Raw genomic sequence first — 21,316 nt, 5'->3', positions numbered from 1 at the left:
AATGGATCTGTCACCTATTTGGCTTACCTTAAAATTAGCGGCTATCACCACATTGATATTGCTGCTTATTGGCTTGCCTTTGGCCTGGTGGTTATCCAAAAAGCGATCGTTAGTAAAAACAATTATCGAGGCCATAATTACCATGCCTTTGGTGCTGCCGCCATCTGTATTGGGTTTTTATTTGCTGCTGGCTTTTAGTCCGCAGCATGGTTTGGGGCATTGGCTGCAACAAACGTTTAATGTACAGTTTGTATTTTCTTTCCAGGGATTGGTACTGGCATCAGTTATTTACAGCATGCCATTTATGATAAGCCCGGTAAAGTCGGCCTTTCAGCAATTGCCGGTATCGCTATCGCAAGCATCATATACTTTGGGTAAAACGCAGTGGGAAACGTTCAGGCATGTGTTATTGCCCAATATCAAGCCATCTTTACTCACCGCGGCAGTGCTCACCTTCGCACATACGTTGGGCGAATTTGGCGTTGTGCTGATGATAGGCGGGAATATCCCCGGGGTTACGCGTGTGGCATCCATAGCGGTATATGATTCGGTTGAGCAGATGAATTATACCGCCGCAAATAACTATTCGCTTATACTGTTCGCCATCACTTTTGTAATGGTGTTAAGCGTGTTCATTTACAATAAATACCAGGTTAAAAGTCCGTTAGAATGATAATAGTCGATATTAAAAAAGGGCTAAAAGCTTATAATGGCTTACAGGTATTGCAGATAAAAAAGAAATTTATTGTCGGCAGCATTACCCGTATCACCGGCCCATCCGGCGCGGGTAAAACCACGTTCCTTAAAATGGTAGCAGGATTGATAACACCAGATACCGGCATTATCAAAACAAATAACACTGCCTGGTTTGATGCTTCTCAACAGATAAACTTAAGTCCGCAGCAACGGCATATTGGTTTTGTTTTTCAGGATTATGCACTGTTCCCAAACATGACCGTGAAACAGCACCTGGAATATGCTACCAATGATACCCAATGGATAAACCGCCTGTTAACAATCGGCGGCCTTAGCGACTTTACCGATCACAAACCAAACCATCTATCCGGCGGGCAACAACAGCGACTGGCTATACTGCGGGCACTGGCCATCAAGCCAAAATTACTACTGATGGACGAGCCCTTTTCGGCGTTAGATCTTAAAATGAAGTCGGCATTGATAAAAGATTTGCAAGGGCTGTTTGCAGAACTTGGCGCAACCACGCTAATTGTAAGCCATAACCCGCAGGAGTTGGATGGAATAAGTGGGGATGAACTGGAGATAGGAAGTTAAAGTTCTCTCATACCGCCCAATTGTATTTGAGCGCCTCCAATTTAGGAACCAGGCATGAATTATTTTCATTTCGCGCTGATACAAATATTTTAACCTTGTCGTTTGGCTGTTTTTGTGACAGATAAGTATAATCAGCTCTTGACTTTCCGAATACCTTATCCTGGTGCAAGCCGGTAAAGTAATAGTGTACATCAACCCCTCGCTTTGCCGGCTCAACAGACACTACGGAAGCTTCGCGTACATCACCATTTTTGTATAATTTGTACATTCTTATTACGGGTAACACACCAATTATAAAAAACGGGATCCCTATTAATAAAAAAATGCCGGGTATAATATAAAACATGTCAAACGGAAAACTAAATGGTTCTACACCCGCCATTTTAGATTGATCGCCAAGCACTTTTATTTTGATCTCGTCGCCAACATTTAAGTTAGCGATCTTTTCCAGATCCATTGTTGCAAACTTATCATTACGCATTTGACCATTATTTTGATAATTGTAGCTGATCACAACCGGATGCTCCCCGTTTATGGAAACATTATACATAACTTTTGCATAAGTAATTTTAGCGGGCATCTCAACACCCTGCGCTTCTATCTTTTTATGGTCGTATTTTTCATATGGCTGTGTGTCAGAAGACACCATAAGGGCAATCATAGGTATTAAAACAAAAAGTGGCACTAATGTAAATGCCAGTCCCATAGAGGCAAAGGGGTTGCGATATTTGATCAAACGGATTAAAGTTGAAATGCCAACTTGTCTTTTATTCATATTAATGGTTTAGTATTTAAATAAAAAGCTCAAAATCGCTTAAGCAATCTTGAGCAAATTAATAAATAAGTACCACCTTATTAAAGCACCGCCAAAATATCTTTTACAGATGCGCGCTTGCTATAATCTTTATCAAAATGGGCAAACGCTATTTTGCCGGCACTATTAATTATATAAGTAGCCGGGACAGGCAGCACGTTGTCTGTATTACCATTCGCTTTGGTCATATCTAACCCGTAGCCTTTGTATTTATTAACGATGGCTTCTTCCATTACGTAGTTTACGCCGTAGCTTTTCATAATGCTGTAGCCTTTATCTTGTATTATAGAATATGTGGCCTTTGTTTTTGCAACCGTTTTGCCAATATTCTCAGCGGTCTCTGGTGTTATGCCAATCACATAGGCGCCTTTGCCGGTTAATAACTGTAAAGAATCCTGAATGTGCTGCATTTGTTTATTACAGTATGGACACCACTGGCCACGGTAAAAAAACAACACTACCGCCTTATTAGATTTTAACAGGGCTTTCAGATCAACCGTTTTACCCAAATTATCCTTTGCTGCAAACAGGGGTGCGGTATCGCCTATTTTTAAACCCGTTTGTGCCATAACATGTATCGAAAACACGAGCGCTATGGCTGCTAAAATATATTTCTTCATTTTGTTTAAAATCAATTTATTAAATAAAGCGGGGGCACTCACTCCCCCGCTTGTTACACAAAAATTTACCCGTGGGCGTAATTACATTTTGCTACCCATTTTATCTGCGTCCATTTTTGATGGTTCCATTTTTGATTTCTCCATCTTATCCATCTTCTTTTTTTTCATCTTCATATCTTTCTTTTTCATTTTATCCACCTTTTGCATTTTGCCGGTATCGCTAACGGCGGTGAGCGATGGTGAAGAATGGCTGATGGTACCCGCGCTTAGGTTAAGGCTAAAAAACAATGCGATAGCGCCGGCTAATACAGCGCCTTTTAAAATTGATCTGTTGTACGTTTTCATTTGTTAAGTTTTTATTATTTGCCGGCTTCGTCGCAAGTAATTAATAAACCTTACAAATGGGGTTAACTTTTATTCAGTTCGTTATCTATCCGCACTTTTAACTCTTCTTTAAAATCATCATCAAGGCGGATGTTTGCGGGCGGGGTGCCTTTAAGTATTTGTTCTACCATTAAATCAATTTTGCGGCTTTGTTTGATGTACAACCGGCACACGCCACAGGTAACCAAGTGCAGGCGCAGTTCAATATTCTCCTGAAAGCTAAGGGGTTTTACCATTCGCTTTTCTATCATGAAAGTAGCTTTACGGCAGTTGTAAAGTATTTTTGTAAGCTTATTCATATTACACCCAGTTTTTTTGAAGACAAGCCCTCAGGTTTAACTTAGCACGGTGAATGATCACCCAAAAATTGGATGCGCTTATTTTTAGTTCGGCGCAAACCGTATCGGTTGTTTCATCATCCATATGTTTCATGGTAAATACCGATAACCAAAGTGCAGGCAGCTTTTGCATGCACTGTTGCAGTATGTGGTTAAATTCCTTATTCACCAATGGGTCTATGCTATCAATACCAAAATGTGTTGGCCAGTGTTCCTGGTGCCAGTGCCCTTCTTTAGTCCAAAAAAACTCGGTTTCCCCGGCTTCGGTATCATTTATACTCAGGGTTTTAAGGCCCTTTGTTTTTTTACGATAAGTATCAATTATCTTGTTCCGTAATATCGCTGTAAGCCATGTACGCTCCGAGCTTTTCCCTTCAAACTTGTGCATCCCTTCCAGTGCGGCCAAAAAAGTTTCCTGCACCAAATCGCGGGCCTGGTCCTCGTTATTTACCCGCGTAATAGTGTAGGCGTATAAATAATCGGCATGGGTATTAACCCACTCGTGTGGTTTAAGCGGCGTTCGTTCGGCAATTATTTCTTTATTATCCATAGTAAACGCGTGTTAGTCGTTCAAATATTTAAATCCTTACAGGCTTTTTATTTTTTTATTGATAGCATCATCCTCATAGTATGCATTTACGTATATTTAACTAAACCCCTGTTTTTAAATATAATTATTTCTTGTAAGGATTTTAGGCGACATCCGACTAAACCAAAAAGAAGCACCAGCATGAAAGATATAAAAGCATATGCGGTTATACTATGCCTTGCCATTATGGCACTGGTATCGGCGGCATTTATAAATAAAAGCAGGGTTAAACCAGCAATCGTCACTAGCGGACAAGGCTTTGCAGTAGTAGAGTTATTTACATCCGAAGGTTGTTCCAGCTGCCCCCCGGCCGATGAGTTGCTTGCCCGTGTGCAAAAAGAGAATATTGGGAAACCTGTTTATATACTGGCCTACCACGTAGATTACTGGAACCGCCTTGGTTGGAAAGATATTTTTAGCAGCGCCGACTTTAGCAAGCGCCAAAGCACTTATGCCAAATGGTTAAAGTTAGGTGGTGTTTATACACCGCAAGCCATTGTTAATGGCCAAACCGAGTTTGTAGGATCGGCACAGGGCACGTTACGCAATGCCATTCGCACCAATTTGACTAAAGCATCAAAAACACAAATTAGCCTGACGGTATTAACCGCCACAAAAGATAAAGCCACATTAAAGTATAACACAGATGGCGCAGCAGATAACACTGTATTAGTATTGGCACTTGTGCAAAAAAATACCACATCGGTAATTAAAAGCGGCGAGAACAGTGGCCGTACCTTATCGCATATCCAAATCGTAAATAAATTGCAAAACATCCCGTTAGGGAACAATAAAACCGGCGAAGCAAGTATCGCCCTGCCACATAATTTTTCGGCACAGGGCTGGGAAGTGATAGGCTTTGTACAAAACACGCAAACCGGCGACATTAGCGCAGCAACACGCGCTGCTTTCCCGCAAACGGTTACGGCAAATAATTAATTTTAATAGGTAAATGAAAACGATAAAAGAGAAACATTCTTTAGCCATGCGGTGGTGCCATTGGGTGAATTTCCCCATACTCACTATTATGATATGGAGCGGGATGCTTATTTATTGGGCCAGCGATACTTATTCTATCACCTTGTTTGGGCATACCTGGTTTAAGTTTTTCCCTAACTGGTTTTACGATACTTTTAATATCCCCAAACGTTTGGCCGAAGGCATGGCTTTCCACTTTTTGTTTATGTGGTTCTTTACCATCAACGGTGTGGTTTATGTGTTGTACACAATTTTCTCGGGCGAGTGGCGCCAGCTTGTACCCAAACGCAATTCATTTAAAGAGGCATGGCAGGTACTATTGCATGACCTGCACATCCGCAAAATGGCGCCGCCTCAAAAGAAATACAATGCCGCGCAGCGAATAGCCTATACAGCCATTATAATAATGGGGTTTGGTTCAGTCATAACCGGACTGGCCATTTATAAACCGGTACAGTTTAATACGCTTACCTGGCTTTGCGGCGGTTACCATGCGGCAAGAATAGAGCATTTTGTATTAACCATTGGCTATGTGCTGTTCTTTATCATCCACGTAGTGCAAGTGGTGCTGGCGGGGTGGAGGAATTTTCAATCGGTTGTTACCGGCTTCGAGGTAGTGAACGATCAGCCTAAACAAGTTATTAAACCAGTAAGTGATGAAAAGTAAGCAGCCAAAAAAGCCGCTCACTATTGAGCAGAAAATAAACCGGCGTACATTTATTTCGCTCGGTACATTCGTTGTGCTATCGGGCGCGGCCTATGGCGGGTGGAGCTGGCTTAAAAATTCGCCCAAAGAAATACGCACCGCTACCGCCGGGGCAAAGGCACCATTACGCCGGGCGCTTAACAAAACCGAGCTCTTCTTCCGTAACTTTCTCAGCAATAACAACCTGGTCAAAACCTACCCCAAAGAAATGGCAGCCAAGGTGGTGCGCCATAACAGTGACATAGGTTCGGGCGGCACTCCGGATATGGCGAACTGGAAACTGGAAATAAAAAAGCAATCGGGCGAGGTATTGAATATTAGCCTGGATGAAATAAAAGCATTGCCCAAAACCGAGATCGTTTTTGATTTTAAATGTGTAGAGGGTTGGGACCAGATCTCGTACTGGGGTGGTGTAAAATTTGCTGATTTTATTGAACACTTTAAACTGGGCGACCAAACCCAGCTGGCTTATGTGGGTATGGCTACGCCCGATAAAAAATATTATGTTGGCCTGGATATGCCAAGTGCCATGCACCCGCAAACCATTCTGGCCTATGAAATGAATGCCAAACCGCTGATGCCCAAACACGGCGAGCCCCTACGCCTTATTATCCCCGTTAAGTACGGCATTAAAAATTTGAAGCGGATTGGTAGTATCACTTTTAACAACCAACGCCCGCCCGATTACTGGGCCGAGCAGGGGTATGATTATTATTCGGGATTATAGCTTTTGTTGATCTGCTTTAACCATCGCCTCGCTTTAGCGGCATCGTCAAAGGTTTTAACCACTATATTAGTATTAATATTTGCAATGGTCATATCGGCAGAAAGCCTGGCAAATGTACTCGAAGAATAAACCCATGCTATGTGCGTAACGCCTGCATTTTGCAGCATCGGAAAAAACTCTGCTGCTACCCAATCTATCGCCTCGTTCCAGGTACCTATTACATCTGTATTATCATTAAAAATATACTTTGCGCTTTGCTCTGTAACTACATTTAATAATTTTAAGCAACCGGTTTTTATAGAGTGTAAGCTCTGAAAGCCATCCCATTCTGCAACAACGCTGCGTAAGGTATTATTATACTTAACGTTAATGCCGGGCCCCTGGTAGTCAGAAAAATTAGTAACCCCAACCTGTTTGTAAACCCCAATGTTTGACATGGGCAGGCGTATACTAAACACAGCCCCCTTACCTGGTTTACTTTCAACCCAAACATTACCATTATGCTTTAAGGCAGCATCTGATACCTTGCCTAAGCCTGTGCCCATCTCCTTTGCAACGCTTTTTTTATTAAAGCCTAAAAATATACGATTGAGGGTTTGGGTGTCTATGCCCACCCCAAAATCTTGCACAGAAACGATAGCATTATGCCTTACTACCTCAAGGCACACTTCAATTTTATCAGCATTGGGCGAAAACTTGATGGCATTATCTATTAGCTGTTTTAGTGCTGATGCAATGCTGTACTCGTCTCCATAACAAGTGATCTCCTCTTTATATTTCAGAATAATAGCATGCGATTTTTCCTGCTTTTCAATTTCTGCAATTACATACTCCACTAAATTATTCAACGAAAAGTTTTTTATCTCCTCGTAAGCAATATATCCCGATTCATCATTTACCCTGCTATTTACTTTATGTACAACACTATCAAGTTCCAGACTACACTCCTGTATTTGTTTGGCAACAACCTTATACTCATCCGCACTAATTAGGCTATTGCTTATAAGCCCTGTTAAGCCGAGCAGACTGGCCACAGGTTTGCGGATATAGTGAGAATTAAGATAAGAGATCTCTTTTAGTTGTTCAATTTTCTCCAGCAGCTTTTCTTCATACCTTTTACTTTCTGTAATATCTCTAAAATGAATCACCAGGCCTTCTTCTACATAATAGATGGTAACTGAAAGCCATTTTTGCACCGGCCAAAAGTAGGAGGTGAATTCTGCATTACGCTGTTCCCTTATAGCTTGCTGGTATTGTTCATAAAAATCTGTATCAATAGCTTCTGGAAACACATTCCACATGTTTTTGCCTAATAGATATTCCCGGTTATATCCTATCATTTTTTCGGCAGCATGGTTCCAATAGGTTATTGTATGATTATGGTCTACCTGGAAAAAGCCAATACTTGTGGTTTCCAGCATTCGGTTCAATTTAGCCTTTGTTAATTCCAACTGCCCTACCATCGCCTTTTTCTCCTCAATATTTTGGGTAGTAACAAGCCGGGCATCTTTCCCGTCAAATATGATAGGATACGACATAATTTCTACATAAAATACCCTTCCTTTACTATCCCTATGTCTGAATTCGCGAAAATGTGTTTGATCCGCTCTTATTTGGGAAAGCATTTCTTCCACTAAATGCACATCTTCAGGGGGGCGAAGATCTTTAATAGTTTTGCTTAAAAAGTCTTTCTTAGTGTAACCATATGCGGCTATCGAAGCATCATTAACTTCCAGAATTTGTAGTGTGCAGGTATCAAAAACCCACATTGGGTTGGGCGAAGAGTAAAAAAGTATATTAAATTCGTTCATTGGCCAGGAAGTATCATGCAACTGTAAATTTAACGAATGGCAGCATTTAAAGTTTAAATAATAAGAAAAAAATAAACAATAAATTAATTTTACCTACTGACAAATCAGATCAATGAACCGCTCAACCACACAAGTAGATAACTGTCCACCTGGGCCATTAATGTTATAATCAAACCCGTGTGTTGCCCAGGGCAGATCAAGGTAGAAATGTTTGACGCCGTTTTGCTGCAACTTTTCATCCAGCTTACGGCTATGTATAGGTGATACCAGCACATCATTATCGCCATGAATAATTAAGGTAGGTGGGGTTTGTTTATTCACAAACTCGATAGGCGAACTTGCCGCGTACTTATCCGGAACAGCTTTATAGGTGCCGCCCAGATAACGTTCCATCACCGCACGCGAATTCATTACCAGCTTACTTGCCGGTGCCGAGTACCCCCAAACCATATCGGCAGGACCATAAAAATCTATCACTCCTTTTAAGCCTTGCTGATGCTGGGTATAGGCAGCCAATAAAGCTATCTGCGCCCCTGCCGAGCGGCCAAGCAATACAAAATTATTAGTGTCGATATTTAGTTTCTCCGCGTTCCTTCGCAGATAAGCGAAGGCCTGCTTTACATCCTCCAAAGCTAAAGGCGCCTGGTATTTTGGTGCAAGCCGGTAATTTATCGAGGCAACATTATATCCCTTAGCAGCCAAATAGCTGTTTAGTTCGGGCAATTGCTTGCTGTCCCCGCTGCTCCACGAGCCGCCATGAACAACAATTACACAAGGTCTTTTCCCGGTTAGTTGGGCAGGGTAAAGATCAAGTGTTAAATCATCACTGTAAGTAAGGCTTTGGTAGCTAACATTAGTTTTATTTGAACTTGTAAACAGCTTCAGAAAGCTAAAGGGTTTGTCTTGTGTAGTATCTTTTGACTCAAATGCCGCCTTAAAATTTTGCTTTAGGGTAGTTGAAATTAGATATGCTCTTATTATGGGCGATACAAATAAAACGATGGCTAATACCCCGATAATAACTGATGCCAGCTGGTACTTTTGGATCCAAAAGCCCGTTATGAGCAATACGCCTGTAAGGCAAATAAATATTAAAGGAAATTCTGATACCACCACAGCCGCCAGCCATAAATAGTAGGCAGGCGCTTTAAATATGGTTAACAGGGAAACAAGCAGCAGTAATATCAATAGTGAAAGCTTTATCGTCCCCATTTGTGCTTAAGCGATTTTTGATAAACATAGATATTTTAGCCCAGCCTGCCATCAATTTATTTATAGCTTTGATTAGCCTCACATCATCTCATGAAAAAATTAAAGCAAATTATACAAGACGTTAAAACACTAATTGCCGAAGATAAACCCGATGACCTGAACAGTATGCTTTGGCAGCTGATATGCTACCCGCCAAAGATGCCGCTACGCTTACAGCAGGAACAGCTACTGAACGAAGCAGAGCAATTCAGCGTTACAGTAAACGACCCTTACTTTACACATCAAACCTTAAATATTAACGGTTTTAAATGGGGCAATGGCCAGCGCAAAGTTTTAATTACCCATGGCTGGGGATCAAAAGCGCTGGATTTTGCTGAAATGATAACCGCCCTTAAAGAAAATACCGACTTGCAGATCGTTGCCTTTGATGCCCCGGCATGCGGCAGTTCGGGCGGAGAGCTATCAAACCTGCTATTGTTTGTAAATGCGGCCAAAGCAATTGTAGCAGAAGCAGGAACCCCGGATATCGTTATCGGCCATTCTTTTGGTGCCATGGCAAATGTGGTGGCTTTAACCGAATTGCATATTGTTCCTTCCCTGCTCATCAGCATTACCCCTTTTATTTTGCTGAAAGAAAACTTTGTGAAAAGCATGACAGCCGTTGGCGTTCCGCCGGAAGCACAGGAGCGGTTTATGCAGGATTTTAACGCCCGGTATGGCGTATCTCCGTCTTATTATGACATGAATGACCTGTATACCTTTAACACGCAGCTAAACCATTGGCTGGCTTATGACGAGCAGGACATGGTACTACCCCATAAATACCTGGAACATTTTCTGTCGGCCCATCCATCCATAAAAACAAAGAACTATAACGGCGCAGGGCATGAGCGGATCATCAAATCAACTGAGTTGATTGGTGATGTAGTGACGAAGGTGAATGAGGTTTTATAGCTTGTCATGCTGAGCCTGTCGAAGCACAGTTTGCTAAGTCTTCGACAAGCTCAGACTGACAAACGCCAACGCGTCATTGCGAGGTACGAAGCAATCTCTTTTGGACAATTATACATCTTGCATGAAGGATTTGCTCAAAGAGATTGCTTCGTACCTCGCAATGACGGTGGAAACTTTTGGGTCTTTTTTCATGTTCGCTTTTTCTCCAAAACCCTACCTTTACACCCATGTTTGACCAGCCCACCTACGACGATAAAACCTTCGAAAAATTAGTATTTACCGATAGCATTACCCGCCACAAGGAGTTTCAAAGCTGCACCTTTCGCAACTGCGATTTTTCTAACAGCACCTTCACCCGCAACAAGTTTTTGGAATGTACTTTTGAGGCATGCAACCTGTCCATGGTTAATTTTGAGGCGTCAACCATGAACGATGTGTTATTTAAAGGCTGCAAACTTTTGGCCGTAAACTTTAGCAAATGCGAGGATTTTTTGTTCGGCGTTGGTTTTGATAACTGCATATTAGATTATGCTTCTTTCGCCGGTAAAAAGATGGTGAAAACAAAATTTAAAGGATCATCCCTGAAAGAAGTTAGCTTTAGCCAAACCAATTTAACGGGTTCTGCTTTTGATGAATGCAACCTGCTTGAAACCGTATTTAACCGCACCGATCTTACTTCAGTAAATTTCACAACAGCCTATAACTACATCCTTGACCCGGAATTGAATACACTCAAGAAAGCCATTTTTTCCATGACCGGGCTGGAAGGGTTATTAACTAAATATGGGATCAAGGTGGTGTAGAGACGTTGCTTGTCTTATTACCACCACCTGTCATTTCGAACGAGGTACGAGGAGAAATCCTGTTCGAAATAACATGGCGGACTTTGCATAATGAACAAGATTTCTCCTCGCTGTCGCTCATTCGAAATGACATGGTGGTGGATGCGAGGCAAATAAAGAAAGCCCGATTGCTAACACAACCGGGCTTTCTCAAATCTTGATTCTTGACTCTTATTTCTTGTATCTCATCTGTGTCTCAACTACACGTGAAACCTGTTTGCTTTTATATAATTATAGCTCTTGGTAATGCTTACAAACGGATCGCCGGGGCAAATATCCTGCTCGTTGAAAAAGTATTTTAACCCTGCGGTTTTAGCATGGGCAAATATCTTTTTGAACGGGATAACGCCATTACCAACTTCGGTAAACATTTGTTTTGGGGTGTTATCCATATCCTTTACGTGCCATAATGGGAAACGGCCCGGGTGTTTTTGGAACATCGCGATAGGGTCTTGTTTGGCCCTGTACATCCAGTAAATGTCCATTTCCATTTTTACAAGATCGGCCTCGGTACTGTTCAACAGCACATCGTACGGGTATTTACCATCTTGCGATGCAAATTCAAAATCGTGGTTATGGTAGCAAAGTTGTATACCTGCTTTTTTGGCAATTTCGCCGGCTTTGTTAAGTTTATCGGCTGTTTCTTTATAGTGGTCAAGTGTGCCACGCTCACTGTCTAACAGGTATGCGCAAACCATATATTTAAGGCCAACCGCGGCGGCATCGTCAACAGCTTTTTGCCATTCGTTTGCAATAGTACCTTTGGTGGTAGGCATACCTTCGCCCAGCATAAAGTGACCGCTTGGCATGATCAGGCCGTTATCGCCCAGTACTTTTTTAAACTCGGCAGGTTCCATCCCGTAAAATTTTTGCGTACCGGTGTAGGTAGCGCCTTCAACAGAGTTAAAGCCAACTTTTGATACCTTGGCGAGGGTAGCAACCGGGTCTTTCGCCATTGCATCGCGCACGGTATAAAGTTGTACGCCTATGTATCTTTTTTTATGTGCTGCAAATAATTCGGGCGCCATTAAAAGGCCTGCCGATAGCACCGCGGTGCTTTTCAGGAAAGAACGTCTTGATGTCATTATCTGGTTAGTTTAATTTGGTTTGTGTAAATGTAACGCATTGACTATACAAAACAAATAGACCATATAAATATTACAAGGTTTAATTTGCCGGGCGCGATGGTTTGTTTTTACCAAACCGCTTAGGGTTGCGTTTACCATCTCTGCGCTGGCCAGATGCAGAACCATGCGGGCGGTCCTCTCTGGGGGGCGCTTCAATGCTTTGTAGCACTTCTGGCAATTCTTTAATGGCGATAGGTTTTTCTATAAGGTCCTCTATGCTCTTTAAACGTTTCAGGTCGCGGTTGTTAACAAACGTGATGGCGGTGCCTTTGCTTGCGGCACGTGCGGTACGGCCAATACGGTGTACATAATCCTCGGGATCGCCGGGTACATCATAGTTCACAACCAGGTCAATCCCCTCCACATCAATACCACGCGATAAGGCATCAGTACCAATAATAACCGGCAACTGCTTGTTTTTAAATTTCAGCAAGATCTCTTCGCGCTCGTTCTGTTGCAGATCGGAGTGGAAAGCGGCCACACTAATATGTGCCGACTTTAATTCTTTATAAAGCGATTTTACAATCTCCTTGCGGGATGCGAATATGATAGAGCTTAAATAACCGCCATCTTTTAAAAGCATCTTTAATAAAGGTGTTTTTTGTCCGTCGTGCAATCGGTAGATTTGCTGATCGATACCGGCGGCGGGTTGCGATATAGCGATGTTTATCTGCTGCGGATCGGTTAGTATCGCCTTAGCCAGCGTACGGATCCTTGGCGGCATGGTAGCCGAGAATAAAAGCGTCTGGCGTTTTTTTGGCAGATAACCGATGATGCGCATAATATCGTCAGAGAAACCCATATCGAGCATGCGGTCGGCCTCGTCTAATACCAAATGGGTAATATCATTAAACTTTAACACACCCGATGTAAGGTGGGCTATAAGCCTGCCCGGGGTTGCTATAATGATGTTTACGTTGTTTTGAATACCGCGGCGCTGCTGCTCATAGGCCATGCCATCGCCACCGCCAAAAACAGCCTGCGAACTTACGCCCGTAAAATATGCCAGGCCTTCTACCTGTTGGTCTATCTGTTGTGCAAGCTCGCGTGTTGGGGCCAGTATCAGCGCAGTAGTATGATGTTTATGCGTATTGCATATATAATTTAGAACCGGCAGCAAGTATGATGCTGTTTTGCCAGTGCCTGTTTGTGCGCAGGCTATAAGGTCGTCTCCATTCAATATAGCCGGGATGGCCATTGCCTGTATGGGTGTTGGAGTAGTGTACCCCATGCTTAAAACGCCTTCTAAAAGTTGTTCGTTAAAATTGAAATCCTGAAAAGTCACTTATGTTATTAAAGATGAGCATGCAAGTTAAGAAATTTTGTGGTTTTTAACATGTTTACTTTATAATGATGAAGTATCCTGTAATTTTGAAGCCGTAGCAAACACGCTTAAATTTCTATTTAAGAAAACTATTTTCAAACTAAATCATTAATAAGGTTTCTGTTAGTTTATATGTTTAAACTTTTTACTAAAACATCGTTCTCCCTCGTATTCCTGCTTGTTCTAACATCGGGCTATAGCCGTGCTGCTATTATTGATACAGCCACGGTAAACAATAATATTGATACCGGCAAAATAGCCACACGCATCGTCAATCGCGGTTTTAACGACATTTATGTACAAAACTTAAAGCCCTCCTTTTTTGGGCAGGAGCTTTTTCAGCCTGTAAAAACAAAGCTGGTGGGCGATATAAACGCGCACTTTGTATTATTAAATACGCCTAAATCGCGTTTCTTTTTTGATGTATCCGCAAGGATAAAAGTAAGGCTGTTATCCGAGTACGGCGAACCGGTAAAATCACCCAGTTACATGCCCAGCGGTAATTTATATTACAGGATAAACCGCGACACTTACAAACCGCAATTTCTGCAATTATCCTATACACATCATTCTAACGGTATCCGCGGACCAACCCTGCGGCCCGATGGCAGCTTTAATCGCGATAGCGGAAAATTCAGTACCGATTTTTACTCGCTTAACTATACCATTGGTAAACGGATAGATAAAACCAACACCATTGATAACCATTACAGCACAATAGGCATTGAGCTGCACAGGGGCTTGTTTGGTAAAGACGCCGCCCTTGGCCTTCCCGGTAATTATGGTTTTGTACGCGTTAATGGCGGCTATATTTACAACATTGCCAAAAAGTACGCGGATGATATTGATCCTGCCAAATCATCCTATAAAAACTGGCAGCGTATCCAGTTCGATTTCACCTACATTGCCGATAAATACAGTGGCTATAAGGCATCTAACTTAAAAAAACGCCTTAACGCCAGTCTTAAATACTATTATCAATTCCCTTTTATGCAAAATGTATCGTTTATAGTAGGCGGCGGGTATCGCGGGCAGGACGATTACAACATCTATTTTGAGGATAGCTACGCCTATGTGCAATTTGGTATCGCTTCGGGGCTCACATTCTTATTCCATAAAAATTAGAAGTATTTGTTTCTTAATCTATTCTGTAAAAATTTTGATTGATACTTTGCGTTATTATAGCATCAATTAAAATAAATACTACATTTAGCCTTTCTAATATTAAATAAGTATGCGTTTACCGCGCTGCTAAATCTGATAACCAAAATGAAAAAACTAATCTTAAGTGCATTAGCTGTTGCAGCATTACAATACTCATCATTTGCCCAAACTAAAAGCCTTTTTGATGGTAAAACCACTGCCGGCTGGCATGCTTATCTACAAAAAGACGCAGGCCCATGGAGCGTAGTTGACGGCGCTTTACAGTTCGATCCTAAAGCACCAAACTCAGCAGACCTTGTAACTGATGGCGAATATGAGAACTATGAGCTTTCGATAGACTGGAAAATTGCCGAAGGCGGTAATAGCGGTATCATTTTCGGAGTGCACGAAGACCCAACTTTGGGTGCTACCTATTTATCGGGTATAGAAATGCAGGTATTAGATAACCAAAAAGCCGAAGACAATAAAAAGCCAAGCCACCTGGCAGGCTCATTATATGATTTAAAACCTGCTCCTGCAGATGCAGCAAAACCGGCCGGCCAATGGAACACGGCTAAGATCCGCAAGGATAAAGGCCACTTAACTTTTTGGCTTAATGGCAAAGAAACTGTCGACGTGCAAATAGGCAGCCCACAGTGGACCGAAATGCTAAACAACAGCAAGTTTAAAACCTGGAAAAGTTTTGCGGCTTATCCAAAAGGCCGCATAGCCCTGCAATCTCATGGTGCGGTGGTAGCGTTTAAAAACATCGAAATAAAACAGCTGTAATTTACCACCTCAAAAAATATTTATAGTTCGACATATAGTGTATTAATGGAAGATTTACAGATCAAAAAATCTACTGCGGCTTATGATGTAGTAATTGTAGGCTCTGGTGCAGGCGGCGGTATGGCCGGCTACGTACTGGCTAATGCAGGCATTAAAGTTTTAATGCTGGAAGCAGGTGCTTTCTTTGACCCCAAAACAGATTCGCACCAGTTAAAATGGGCCTGGGAATCTGCACGCCGCGGCGCGGGTACTACCCGTCCGTTTGGTGATTTTGATGCCGCGTATGGCGGATGGCAGCTGGAAGGCGAGCCTTACACCACTAAAGACCAAACAGAATTTGCATGGTTCCGCGCGCGTATGCTGGGCGGCCGTACCAATCACTGGGGGCGCATTTCCCTGCGTATGGGGCCGGAAGATTTTAAACCAAAAGACGGGCTTACAGACCCATGGCCTATAACCTACGAAGATGTTAAACCTTACTATGATAAGGTTGACCGCATGATAGGTATTTACGGTACCGTTGAAAATATTGAAAGCGAACCCGATGGCATATTCTTACCTCCGCCAAAACCAAGGTTAAACGAGCTTTTTATTAAACAAGGCGCAACCAAGGCCGGTGTTAAGGTAATTACAGGCCGTGGCTCGGTACTAACCGAGGCTTTACCAAACAATAAAGACCGTGGTGCTTGTTTCTTCTGCGGGCAATGCGGCCGCGCATGTAAAGTATACGGCGATTTCTCGGCATCATCATGTTTGGTTATCCCGGCCATGAAAACCGGCAACTTAAAAGTGATAACCAACGCCATGGTGCGCGAAGTTATTACTGATAAAAATGGATTGGCTACCGGCGTATCATACGTAAATAAAGATGATATGCAGGAGTACCAGGTAAACGCTAAAACGGTAATACTTGGTGCCAGTGCAGGCGAATCTGCCCGGATCCTGTTAAACTCAAAGTCTGCCGCCCACCCGGGTGGTTTGGCCAACAGCAGCGGCGTAGTTGGTAAATACCTGCACGATTCTACCGGATCTGGCGCGGGTGGTTTCCTTCCGCAACTAATGGACCGCAAGCGTTATAACGAAGATGGCGTAGGCAGTGTGCACATTTACTCGCCATGGTGGCTGGATAATAAAAAACTGAACTTCCCACGCGGATACCATATCGAATACGGTGGCGGCATGCACATGCCATCATACGGTTTTGGTGGCGGCATACAAGATATGAACGGCGCTGTACCGGGCCGCGATGGTAAAAAGAAAGATGGCGGAGGCTACGGCGCATCGCTTAAAGATGATTATCGTCGTTTTTATGGCACCCAGGTAGGCATGGCCGGCCGTGGTACTGCCATAGCACGTGCCGATAATTATTGCGAGATAGACCCTAATGGCGTTGTAGATAAATACGGCATCCCGGTATTGCGTTTCCATTACAAGTGGACAAACGACGAGATAAACCAGGCCAAACACATGCAGGAAACCTTTGAGGAGATATTGCATAACATGGGCGCTATTTATGGCAAGATGCAAGGCCCCGAAACCAATTATGGTTTAGAGGCGCCGGGCAAGATCATCCACGAGGTAGGTACCATCCGCATGGGCGATGACCCTAAAAAATCGGCTTTGAACAAATGGTGCCAGGCGCACGATTGTAAAAACCTTTTTGTGGTTGATGCCGCGCCGTTTGTGCAGCAGGGCGATAAAAATGCTACCTGGACCATTTTGGCCCTAAGCATGCGCACAGCCGAATATATATTACAAGAACGTAAAAAACTTAATGTATAACGCATCATGAACAGACGCGACTCCCTTAAAGCAATAGGTTTAGGAACTTTAACAACCGGCTTATTAATAGGCGTTGGTTGTAAACCAGGTGATAAAGCAGCCACAGAAGTCACCCCTGACAAAGCAGTAGCCGTACCCGGCCGCATGCCCGAAGAAGTAGAACGTGAAAATAAATTAAAAGCCGAAAAGTATTTTGATGACCATGAAATGGCTACCATCACCGTACTGGCTGATATTATTATCCCGAAGGATGATAAATCCGGCAGTGCATCTGATGCCAAGGTGCCCGAGTTTATTGAGTTTATTGTGAAGGATATCCCGAGCCATAAACTGCCTATGCGTGGCGGCCTTAAATGGCTGGATATGCAATGCCTTAACCGTTACGGCAATACCTTTATCAAATGCAGCAATTCGCAAAAAACCGAGCTGTTAGATCAGATAGCTTACCCATACAAAGCTAAAGCCGAAATGGCACAGGGCGTTGCCTTTTTTAACCGCATGCGCGATTTAACAGCTTCGGGTTTCTGGAGCAGTGAAATGGGCACTAAGGATATTGGCTATGCAGGTAATGCTCCCAACAAATGGATGGGTGTACCGGCTGATGTTTTGAAACAGTACGGTATGGAAAACGTTAAAATATAAATAAAAAAGGCTGCTTAAATTAAGCAGCCTTTTTTATATGGCCCCAATTTAGACAAATACGCACAAAGTTCTTCACCATCAGCTTCTGCCATCTTGCCAAAAATTTTGGCGAACCTATTAGCCATACACACCAAACTACCAGTCATCTATTGCATTTTTTATAATTTGCATCAGTTTTAATTCATAGTTTGTATATCCAATTTTATTAATGAACAACAATGAGCTGGCCACCAAACCACACTACCCCATATTAGACGGCCTTCGTGGTGTTGCAGCTATTATCGTTGTAACATTTCATTTAACCGAGCCATTAGGAACCGGGCACCTGGATATTCTGGTCAACCATGGCTATCTGGCTGTCGACTTTTTCTATATACTATCGGGCTTTGTCATCGGCTATGCTTATGACGACCGCTGGCACAAAATGACGGTAGGCAGTTTCTTCAAACGCCGTATCGAACGTCTTCAGCCAATGGTGGTTTTGGGGATGACCCTCGGCGCTATCGGCTTCTATTTTACGGATTCTACCATATGGCCGTTCATTCATACCGTCCCAATCTGGAAAATGTTGCTGGTGATGCTGATCGGTTATACTATCCTGCCCGTACCATTATCGCTTGATATACGTGGCTGGCAAGAAATGCACCCCATGAATAGCGTAGGATGGTCATTGTTCTTTGAATACATTGCCAACATACTGTATGCTGTCGGGATCAGGAAATTCTCCAAAACGGCATTAAGTATCTTAGTAGGCATCGCTGCTATCGCACTCGCGCACCTGGCAATCACCAATGGCGACGTTAGCGGGGGCTGGACACTGAATGTGGAGCAGGTACGCGTTGGGTTAACCCGTACCATGTATCCTTTCTTTGCCGGCCTGTTACTTTCCCGCATAGCAAAACCAACCCAAATTAAAAATGCCTTTTTATGGTGCAGTCTTTTATTAGCAATCGTACTTTATATGCCGCGTATTGGCGGCGCTGAGCATCTTTGGATGAACGGCATCTATGAATCTGTTTGCATCATCATCGTTTTCCCGCTTATCGTATACCTTGGCGCCAGCGGCCTGATGCAAACTAAAAGAGAGAACAGGGTATGCAAATTTTTAGGTGATATATCCTATCCGCTTTACCTGGTACATTACCCTCTGGTTTATTTTTACGTTGCCTGGATCAGCAACCATAAAGGCGGGACCATTGCACAGGCCTGGCCTTATGCGCTACTTATTTTAATAGGCGGTATCATTTTGGCCTATGCCGCGTTGAAATGGTATGATGAGCCGGTTCGCAAATGGTTGCGGAAAAAGCTTGCATAGGGTCTCAGACCTTTCAAACATCAAACCTTAATCCCAGGTATCTCATAATAAAAAATGGTTACATGCATCATTTATAAAATTTGAATTAATTTGCGCCTACATTTTACGATACATGTTTTTTATACTTTCTAAGATATTATATGTGCTTATTTTGCCCCTCACCTGGGTGTTTACGTTACTGGCTTATGTTATTTTCGCCAAAAATCATAAAATAAAACAACGGGGATTAGTAAGTGCTTTTATAATATTCTGGTTTTTTGGCAACCAGTTTACAGCCAATGCAATAGCCAATATGTGGGACGTTGCTCCCTATCAGCCATCGGCAAAAACATACAGCACGGTAATAGTTTTGGGTGGTTTTATATCTGAGGATAAAAACGGGAAGGGATATTTTAACGGCGCTGTTGGCCGCTTTAAAACCGCTACAGCATTAATAGCCAATGGCACAGCCAAACATATTCTGTTTAGCGGTGGCAATGCAGACCTTAACCCCGATGGCTTTAGCGAAGCTACTTTTGTTGGTGAACAACTGAGGAAACTAAATATTGCCGATAGCCTTATCCTTCTGGATGGCAAGGCACGCAATACGCTAGAAAACACCGCTAACGCGAAAAAATTATTGCAAAAGGCAAATTTGAAGCCGCCTTATTTATTGGTTACTTCGGCCTACCACATGCGCAGGGCCAGGCATATATTTGAAAAAGCCGGTTTAGATGTAGTAGCCTACCCCTGCGATTACGCACCAAAAGGTGTAATAATGCCAACAAGCTTTGTACCAGGTGAAGAAGCTTTTGGCAAATGGAATTTATACATTAAAGAAATGATTGGTTATATTGTTACCGGCCTAAAATAATACTTATGAAAAAAACATTGCTATTAATTATGCTGCCCGCCTTTATGCTACAGGCCGCTTATGCACAAACCCCAAAGAAAACAACATCGGGCAACCCGATAGCCGAAGGCTGGTATGCCGACCCGGAAGCAACCATATTTGGCAAACAATACTGGGTTTACCCCACCTTTTCTGATAAATATAACAAGCAGGTACATTTTGACGCCTTCTCCTCGCCCGACCTGGTGAACTGGACCAAACACAATAACGTGCTCGATTCATCAAACGTAAAATGGGCCAAACGCGCCATGTGGGCACCGGCAATAGTTGAAAAGGGGGGCAAGTACTATTTCTTTTTTGGCGCTAACGATATACAAAGCGATAAAGAATATGGTGGCATTGGTGTGGCAGTTGCCGATAAACCCGAAGGCCCTTTTAAAGATTATTTAGGCAAACCACTTATTGATAAAATAGTGAACGGCGCGCAACCTATTGACCAGTTCGTGTTTAAGGATACCGATGGCCAGTACTACATTATTTACGGCGGATGGGGCCATTGCAACATAGCGAAGCTAAAAAATGATTTTACCGGCGTTGAACCTGCAGCAGACGGCAAGGTCTTTAAGGAAATGACACCCGAGGGTTATGTAGAAGGCCCCGTTATGTTTATCCGCAAGGGCAAATATTACTTTATGTGGAGCGAAGGCGGATGGACAGGCCCCGATTACCGTGTAGCTTATGCCATTGGCGATAATATAAACGGTCCGTTTAAAAAGATTGGCATAGTATTAAAGCAAGACCCTGCAGTGGCTACAGGCGCAGGCCACCACTCGGTAATAAAAGTGCCGGGTAAGGACGAATGGTATATTATTTACCACCGCCGCCCGCTTACCGAGACCGACGGCAACCACCGGGTAACCTGTATTGAGAAAATGACCTTTGATAAGGATGGCTTGATAAACCCGGTTAAGATCACCAATGAAGGGGTGACTGCGAATAGGATAAGGTAGCAATCCATATTGTCATGGTGAGCCTGTCGAACCATTAACCCGGCGTACAAGTCTTTGACAGGCTCAGACTGACACCATCGGCTTATC

Annotated in this window: 23 protein-coding genes; 14 read left to right on the top strand and 9 right to left on the bottom strand. The window is 43.0% G+C overall.

Going from position 1 to position 21,316, the window contains the following annotated elements:
* Position 1: 1 nt before the first annotated feature.
* Together modB and NPE20_RS24820 are read left to right on the top strand one after the other, a co-directional pair.
* Positions 2-673 carry a molybdate ABC transporter permease subunit gene (gene modB / locus NPE20_RS24825; RefSeq protein WP_256541409.1) on the top strand — a complete coding sequence of 224 codons (672 nt, stop codon included), beginning with the start codon at positions 2-4 and terminating at the stop codon, positions 671-673.
* Positions 670-1,290, top strand: coding sequence for an ATP-binding cassette domain-containing protein (locus NPE20_RS24820; protein WP_256541408.1), 621 nt, complete (start codon positions 670-672; stop codon positions 1,288-1,290). The genes modB and NPE20_RS24820 overlap by 4 nt, the downstream gene beginning before the upstream one ends.
* Before the next feature lie 7 nt (positions 1,291-1,297).
* Here NPE20_RS24820 and NPE20_RS24815 read toward each other — a convergent pair whose 3' ends face one another.
* The 5 genes from NPE20_RS24815 to NPE20_RS24795 all read right to left on the bottom strand — a co-directional run bounded on the left by NPE20_RS24815 (position 1,298) and on the right by NPE20_RS24795 (position 3,996).
* On the bottom strand, positions 1,298-2,065 hold the full coding sequence (locus NPE20_RS24815) for a DUF3592 domain-containing protein (RefSeq protein WP_256541407.1): 768 nt from the start codon (positions 2,063-2,065) through the stop codon (positions 1,298-1,300).
* Between the two features lie 80 nt (positions 2,066-2,145).
* The gene (locus NPE20_RS24810) at positions 2,146-2,724 is read right to left on the bottom strand and encodes a peroxiredoxin-like family protein (RefSeq protein WP_256541406.1); all 579 of its coding nucleotides are present in this window, start codon (positions 2,722-2,724) and stop codon (positions 2,146-2,148) included.
* 81 nt (positions 2,725-2,805) lie between these two features.
* Positions 2,806-3,069: a hypothetical protein gene (locus tag NPE20_RS24805; protein ID WP_256541405.1), complete on the bottom strand. Its 264-nt coding sequence runs from the start codon at positions 3,067-3,069 to the stop codon at positions 2,806-2,808.
* A 62-nt stretch (positions 3,070-3,131) separates the two neighbouring features.
* Positions 3,132-3,407: a hypothetical protein gene (locus tag NPE20_RS24800; protein ID WP_256541404.1), complete on the bottom strand. Its 276-nt coding sequence runs from the start codon at positions 3,405-3,407 to the stop codon at positions 3,132-3,134.
* Between the two features lies 1 nt (position 3,408).
* Positions 3,409-3,996, bottom strand: a complete 588-nt coding sequence (locus NPE20_RS24795; protein WP_256541403.1) for a sigma-70 family RNA polymerase sigma factor — start codon at positions 3,994-3,996, stop codon at positions 3,409-3,411.
* 180 nt (positions 3,997-4,176) lie between these two features.
* Here NPE20_RS24795 and NPE20_RS24790 point away from each other — a divergent pair, with 180 nt between their 5' ends.
* The 3 genes from NPE20_RS24790 to NPE20_RS24780 are packed head-to-tail and all read left to right on the top strand — an operon-like array spanning position 4,177 to position 6,446.
* Positions 4,177-4,974 (top strand): DUF1223 domain-containing protein, encoded by a 798-nt coding sequence (locus NPE20_RS24790; RefSeq protein WP_256541402.1) that lies wholly within the window; start codon positions 4,177-4,179, stop codon positions 4,972-4,974.
* A gap of 13 nt (positions 4,975-4,987) precedes the next feature.
* The gene (locus NPE20_RS24785; RefSeq protein ID WP_256541401.1) at positions 4,988-5,680 is read left to right on the top strand and encodes a cytochrome b/b6 domain-containing protein; all 693 of its coding nucleotides are present in this window, start codon (positions 4,988-4,990) and stop codon (positions 5,678-5,680) included.
* Complete coding sequence (locus tag NPE20_RS24780; protein ID WP_256541400.1) at positions 5,670-6,446, top strand: molybdopterin-dependent oxidoreductase; 777 nt, start codon at positions 5,670-5,672, stop codon at positions 6,444-6,446. The genes NPE20_RS24785 and NPE20_RS24780 overlap by 11 nt, the downstream gene beginning before the upstream one ends.
* Here the strand turns inward: NPE20_RS24780 and NPE20_RS24775 are convergent.
* Both NPE20_RS24775 and NPE20_RS24770 read right to left on the bottom strand, forming a co-directional pair.
* Positions 6,431-8,257, bottom strand: coding sequence for a PAS domain S-box protein (locus tag NPE20_RS24775; RefSeq protein ID WP_256541399.1), 1,827 nt, complete (start codon positions 8,255-8,257; stop codon positions 6,431-6,433). The genes NPE20_RS24780 and NPE20_RS24775 overlap by 16 nt on opposite strands.
* Before the next feature lie 93 nt (positions 8,258-8,350).
* Positions 8,351-9,469 (bottom strand): alpha/beta hydrolase, encoded by a 1,119-nt coding sequence (locus NPE20_RS24770; protein ID WP_256541398.1) that lies wholly within the window; start codon positions 9,467-9,469, stop codon positions 8,351-8,353.
* 90 nt (positions 9,470-9,559) lie between these two features.
* On the opposite strand from NPE20_RS24770, the gene NPE20_RS24765 reads away from it, so the two are divergent.
* Together NPE20_RS24765 and NPE20_RS24760 are read left to right on the top strand one after the other, a co-directional pair.
* Positions 9,560-10,423 (top strand): alpha/beta fold hydrolase, encoded by an 864-nt coding sequence (locus NPE20_RS24765; RefSeq protein WP_256541397.1) that lies wholly within the window; start codon positions 9,560-9,562, stop codon positions 10,421-10,423.
* Positions 10,424-10,650: 227 nt separating this feature from the next.
* Positions 10,651-11,226: a pentapeptide repeat-containing protein gene (locus tag NPE20_RS24760; protein ID WP_256541396.1), complete on the top strand. Its 576-nt coding sequence runs from the start codon at positions 10,651-10,653 to the stop codon at positions 11,224-11,226.
* 239 nt (positions 11,227-11,465) lie between these two features.
* Here NPE20_RS24760 and NPE20_RS24755 read toward each other — a convergent pair whose 3' ends face one another.
* Together NPE20_RS24755 and NPE20_RS24750 are read right to left on the bottom strand one after the other, a co-directional pair.
* Positions 11,466-12,350, bottom strand: a complete 885-nt coding sequence (locus tag NPE20_RS24755; RefSeq protein WP_256541395.1) for a TIM barrel protein — start codon at positions 12,348-12,350, stop codon at positions 11,466-11,468.
* Between the two features lie 82 nt (positions 12,351-12,432).
* Positions 12,433-13,677, bottom strand: coding sequence for a DEAD/DEAH box helicase (locus tag NPE20_RS24750; protein ID WP_256541394.1), 1,245 nt, complete (start codon positions 13,675-13,677; stop codon positions 12,433-12,435).
* Between the two features lie 171 nt (positions 13,678-13,848).
* Between NPE20_RS24750 and NPE20_RS24745 the strand changes: the two genes are divergently transcribed.
* The 7 genes from NPE20_RS24745 (at position 13,849) to NPE20_RS24715 (ending at position 21,229) form a co-directional block, all read left to right on the top strand.
* The gene (locus NPE20_RS24745; protein ID WP_256541393.1) at positions 13,849-14,841 is read left to right on the top strand and encodes a hypothetical protein; all 993 of its coding nucleotides are present in this window, start codon (positions 13,849-13,851) and stop codon (positions 14,839-14,841) included.
* Positions 14,842-14,985: 144 nt separating this feature from the next.
* A complete protein-coding gene (locus NPE20_RS24740; protein ID WP_256541392.1) occupies positions 14,986-15,648 on the top strand; it encodes a 3-keto-disaccharide hydrolase in 663 nt (220 codons plus the stop codon).
* Between the two features lie 45 nt (positions 15,649-15,693).
* Entirely contained in the window at positions 15,694-17,430 is a 1,737-nt protein-coding gene (locus tag NPE20_RS24735) for a GMC family oxidoreductase (protein ID WP_256541391.1), read from the top strand.
* Positions 17,431-17,436: 6 nt separating this feature from the next.
* On the top strand, positions 17,437-18,072 hold the full coding sequence (locus NPE20_RS24730) for a gluconate 2-dehydrogenase subunit 3 family protein (RefSeq protein ID WP_256541390.1): 636 nt from the start codon (positions 17,437-17,439) through the stop codon (positions 18,070-18,072).
* A 208-nt stretch (positions 18,073-18,280) separates the two neighbouring features.
* Positions 18,281-19,387, top strand: a complete 1,107-nt coding sequence (locus NPE20_RS24725) for an acyltransferase family protein (protein WP_256541389.1) — start codon at positions 18,281-18,283, stop codon at positions 19,385-19,387.
* A 112-nt stretch (positions 19,388-19,499) separates the two neighbouring features.
* A complete protein-coding gene (locus NPE20_RS24720; protein WP_256541388.1) occupies positions 19,500-20,240 on the top strand; it encodes a YdcF family protein in 741 nt (246 codons plus the stop codon).
* 5 nt (positions 20,241-20,245) lie between these two features.
* Positions 20,246-21,229, top strand: a complete 984-nt coding sequence (locus NPE20_RS24715; RefSeq protein WP_256541387.1) for a glycoside hydrolase family 43 protein — start codon at positions 20,246-20,248, stop codon at positions 21,227-21,229.
* Positions 21,230-21,316 lie beyond the last annotated feature (87 nt).

The sequence above is a fragment of the Mucilaginibacter aquariorum genome (assembly GCF_024498135.1).
GTDB classification, from domain to species: Bacteria; Bacteroidota; Bacteroidia; order Sphingobacteriales; family Sphingobacteriaceae; genus Mucilaginibacter; species Mucilaginibacter aquariorum.
Note: the sequence above shows the minus strand (reverse complement) of the source record. Positions and strands in the feature narration are given on the sequence as shown.

Bases quoted from the DNA above. Each gene is read 5' to 3' on its own strand.
- NPE20_RS24730 (WP_256541390.1), top strand. From the start codon at position 17,437: ATGAACAGACGCGACTCCCTTAAAGCAATAGGTTTAGGAACTTTAACA.
- NPE20_RS24740 (WP_256541392.1), top strand. From the start codon at position 14,986: ATGAAAAAACTAATCTTAAGTGCATTAGCTGTTGCAGCATTACAATAC.
- NPE20_RS24810 (WP_256541406.1), bottom strand. From the start codon at position 2,724: ATGAAGAAATATATTTTAGCAGCCATAGCGCTCGTGTTTTCGATACAT.
- NPE20_RS24785 (WP_256541401.1), top strand. From the start codon at position 4,988: ATGAAAACGATAAAAGAGAAACATTCTTTAGCCATGCGGTGGTGCCAT.
- NPE20_RS24800 (WP_256541404.1), bottom strand. From the start codon at position 3,407: ATGAATAAGCTTACAAAAATACTTTACAACTGCCGTAAAGCTACTTTC.
- NPE20_RS24780 (WP_256541400.1), top strand. From the start codon at position 5,670: ATGAAAAGTAAGCAGCCAAAAAAGCCGCTCACTATTGAGCAGAAAATA.
- NPE20_RS24735 (WP_256541391.1), top strand. From the start codon at position 15,694: ATGGAAGATTTACAGATCAAAAAATCTACTGCGGCTTATGATGTAGTA.
- NPE20_RS24795 (WP_256541403.1), bottom strand. From the start codon at position 3,996: ATGGATAATAAAGAAATAATTGCCGAACGAACGCCGCTTAAACCACAC.
- NPE20_RS24755 (WP_256541395.1), bottom strand. From the start codon at position 12,350: ATGACATCAAGACGTTCTTTCCTGAAAAGCACCGCGGTGCTATCGGCA.
- NPE20_RS24820 (WP_256541408.1), top strand. From the start codon at position 670: ATGATAATAGTCGATATTAAAAAAGGGCTAAAAGCTTATAATGGCTTA.
- NPE20_RS24765 (WP_256541397.1), top strand. From the start codon at position 9,560: ATGAAAAAATTAAAGCAAATTATACAAGACGTTAAAACACTAATTGCC.
- NPE20_RS24745 (WP_256541393.1), top strand. From the start codon at position 13,849: ATGTTTAAACTTTTTACTAAAACATCGTTCTCCCTCGTATTCCTGCTT.
- NPE20_RS24715 (WP_256541387.1), top strand. From the start codon at position 20,246: ATGAAAAAAACATTGCTATTAATTATGCTGCCCGCCTTTATGCTACAG.
- NPE20_RS24790 (WP_256541402.1), top strand. From the start codon at position 4,177: ATGAAAGATATAAAAGCATATGCGGTTATACTATGCCTTGCCATTATG.
- NPE20_RS24770 (WP_256541398.1), bottom strand. From the start codon at position 9,469: ATGGGGACGATAAAGCTTTCACTATTGATATTACTGCTGCTTGTTTCC.
- NPE20_RS24775 (WP_256541399.1), bottom strand. From the start codon at position 8,257: ATGAACGAATTTAATATACTTTTTTACTCTTCGCCCAACCCAATGTGG.
- NPE20_RS24720 (WP_256541388.1), top strand. From the start codon at position 19,500: ATGTTTTTTATACTTTCTAAGATATTATATGTGCTTATTTTGCCCCTC.
- NPE20_RS24815 (WP_256541407.1), bottom strand. From the start codon at position 2,065: ATGAATAAAAGACAAGTTGGCATTTCAACTTTAATCCGTTTGATCAAA.
- NPE20_RS24760 (WP_256541396.1), top strand. From the start codon at position 10,651: ATGTTTGACCAGCCCACCTACGACGATAAAACCTTCGAAAAATTAGTA.
- modB (WP_256541409.1), top strand. From the start codon at position 2: ATGGATCTGTCACCTATTTGGCTTACCTTAAAATTAGCGGCTATCACC.
- NPE20_RS24805 (WP_256541405.1), bottom strand. From the start codon at position 3,069: ATGAAAACGTACAACAGATCAATTTTAAAAGGCGCTGTATTAGCCGGC.
- NPE20_RS24725 (WP_256541389.1), top strand. From the start codon at position 18,281: ATGAACAACAATGAGCTGGCCACCAAACCACACTACCCCATATTAGAC.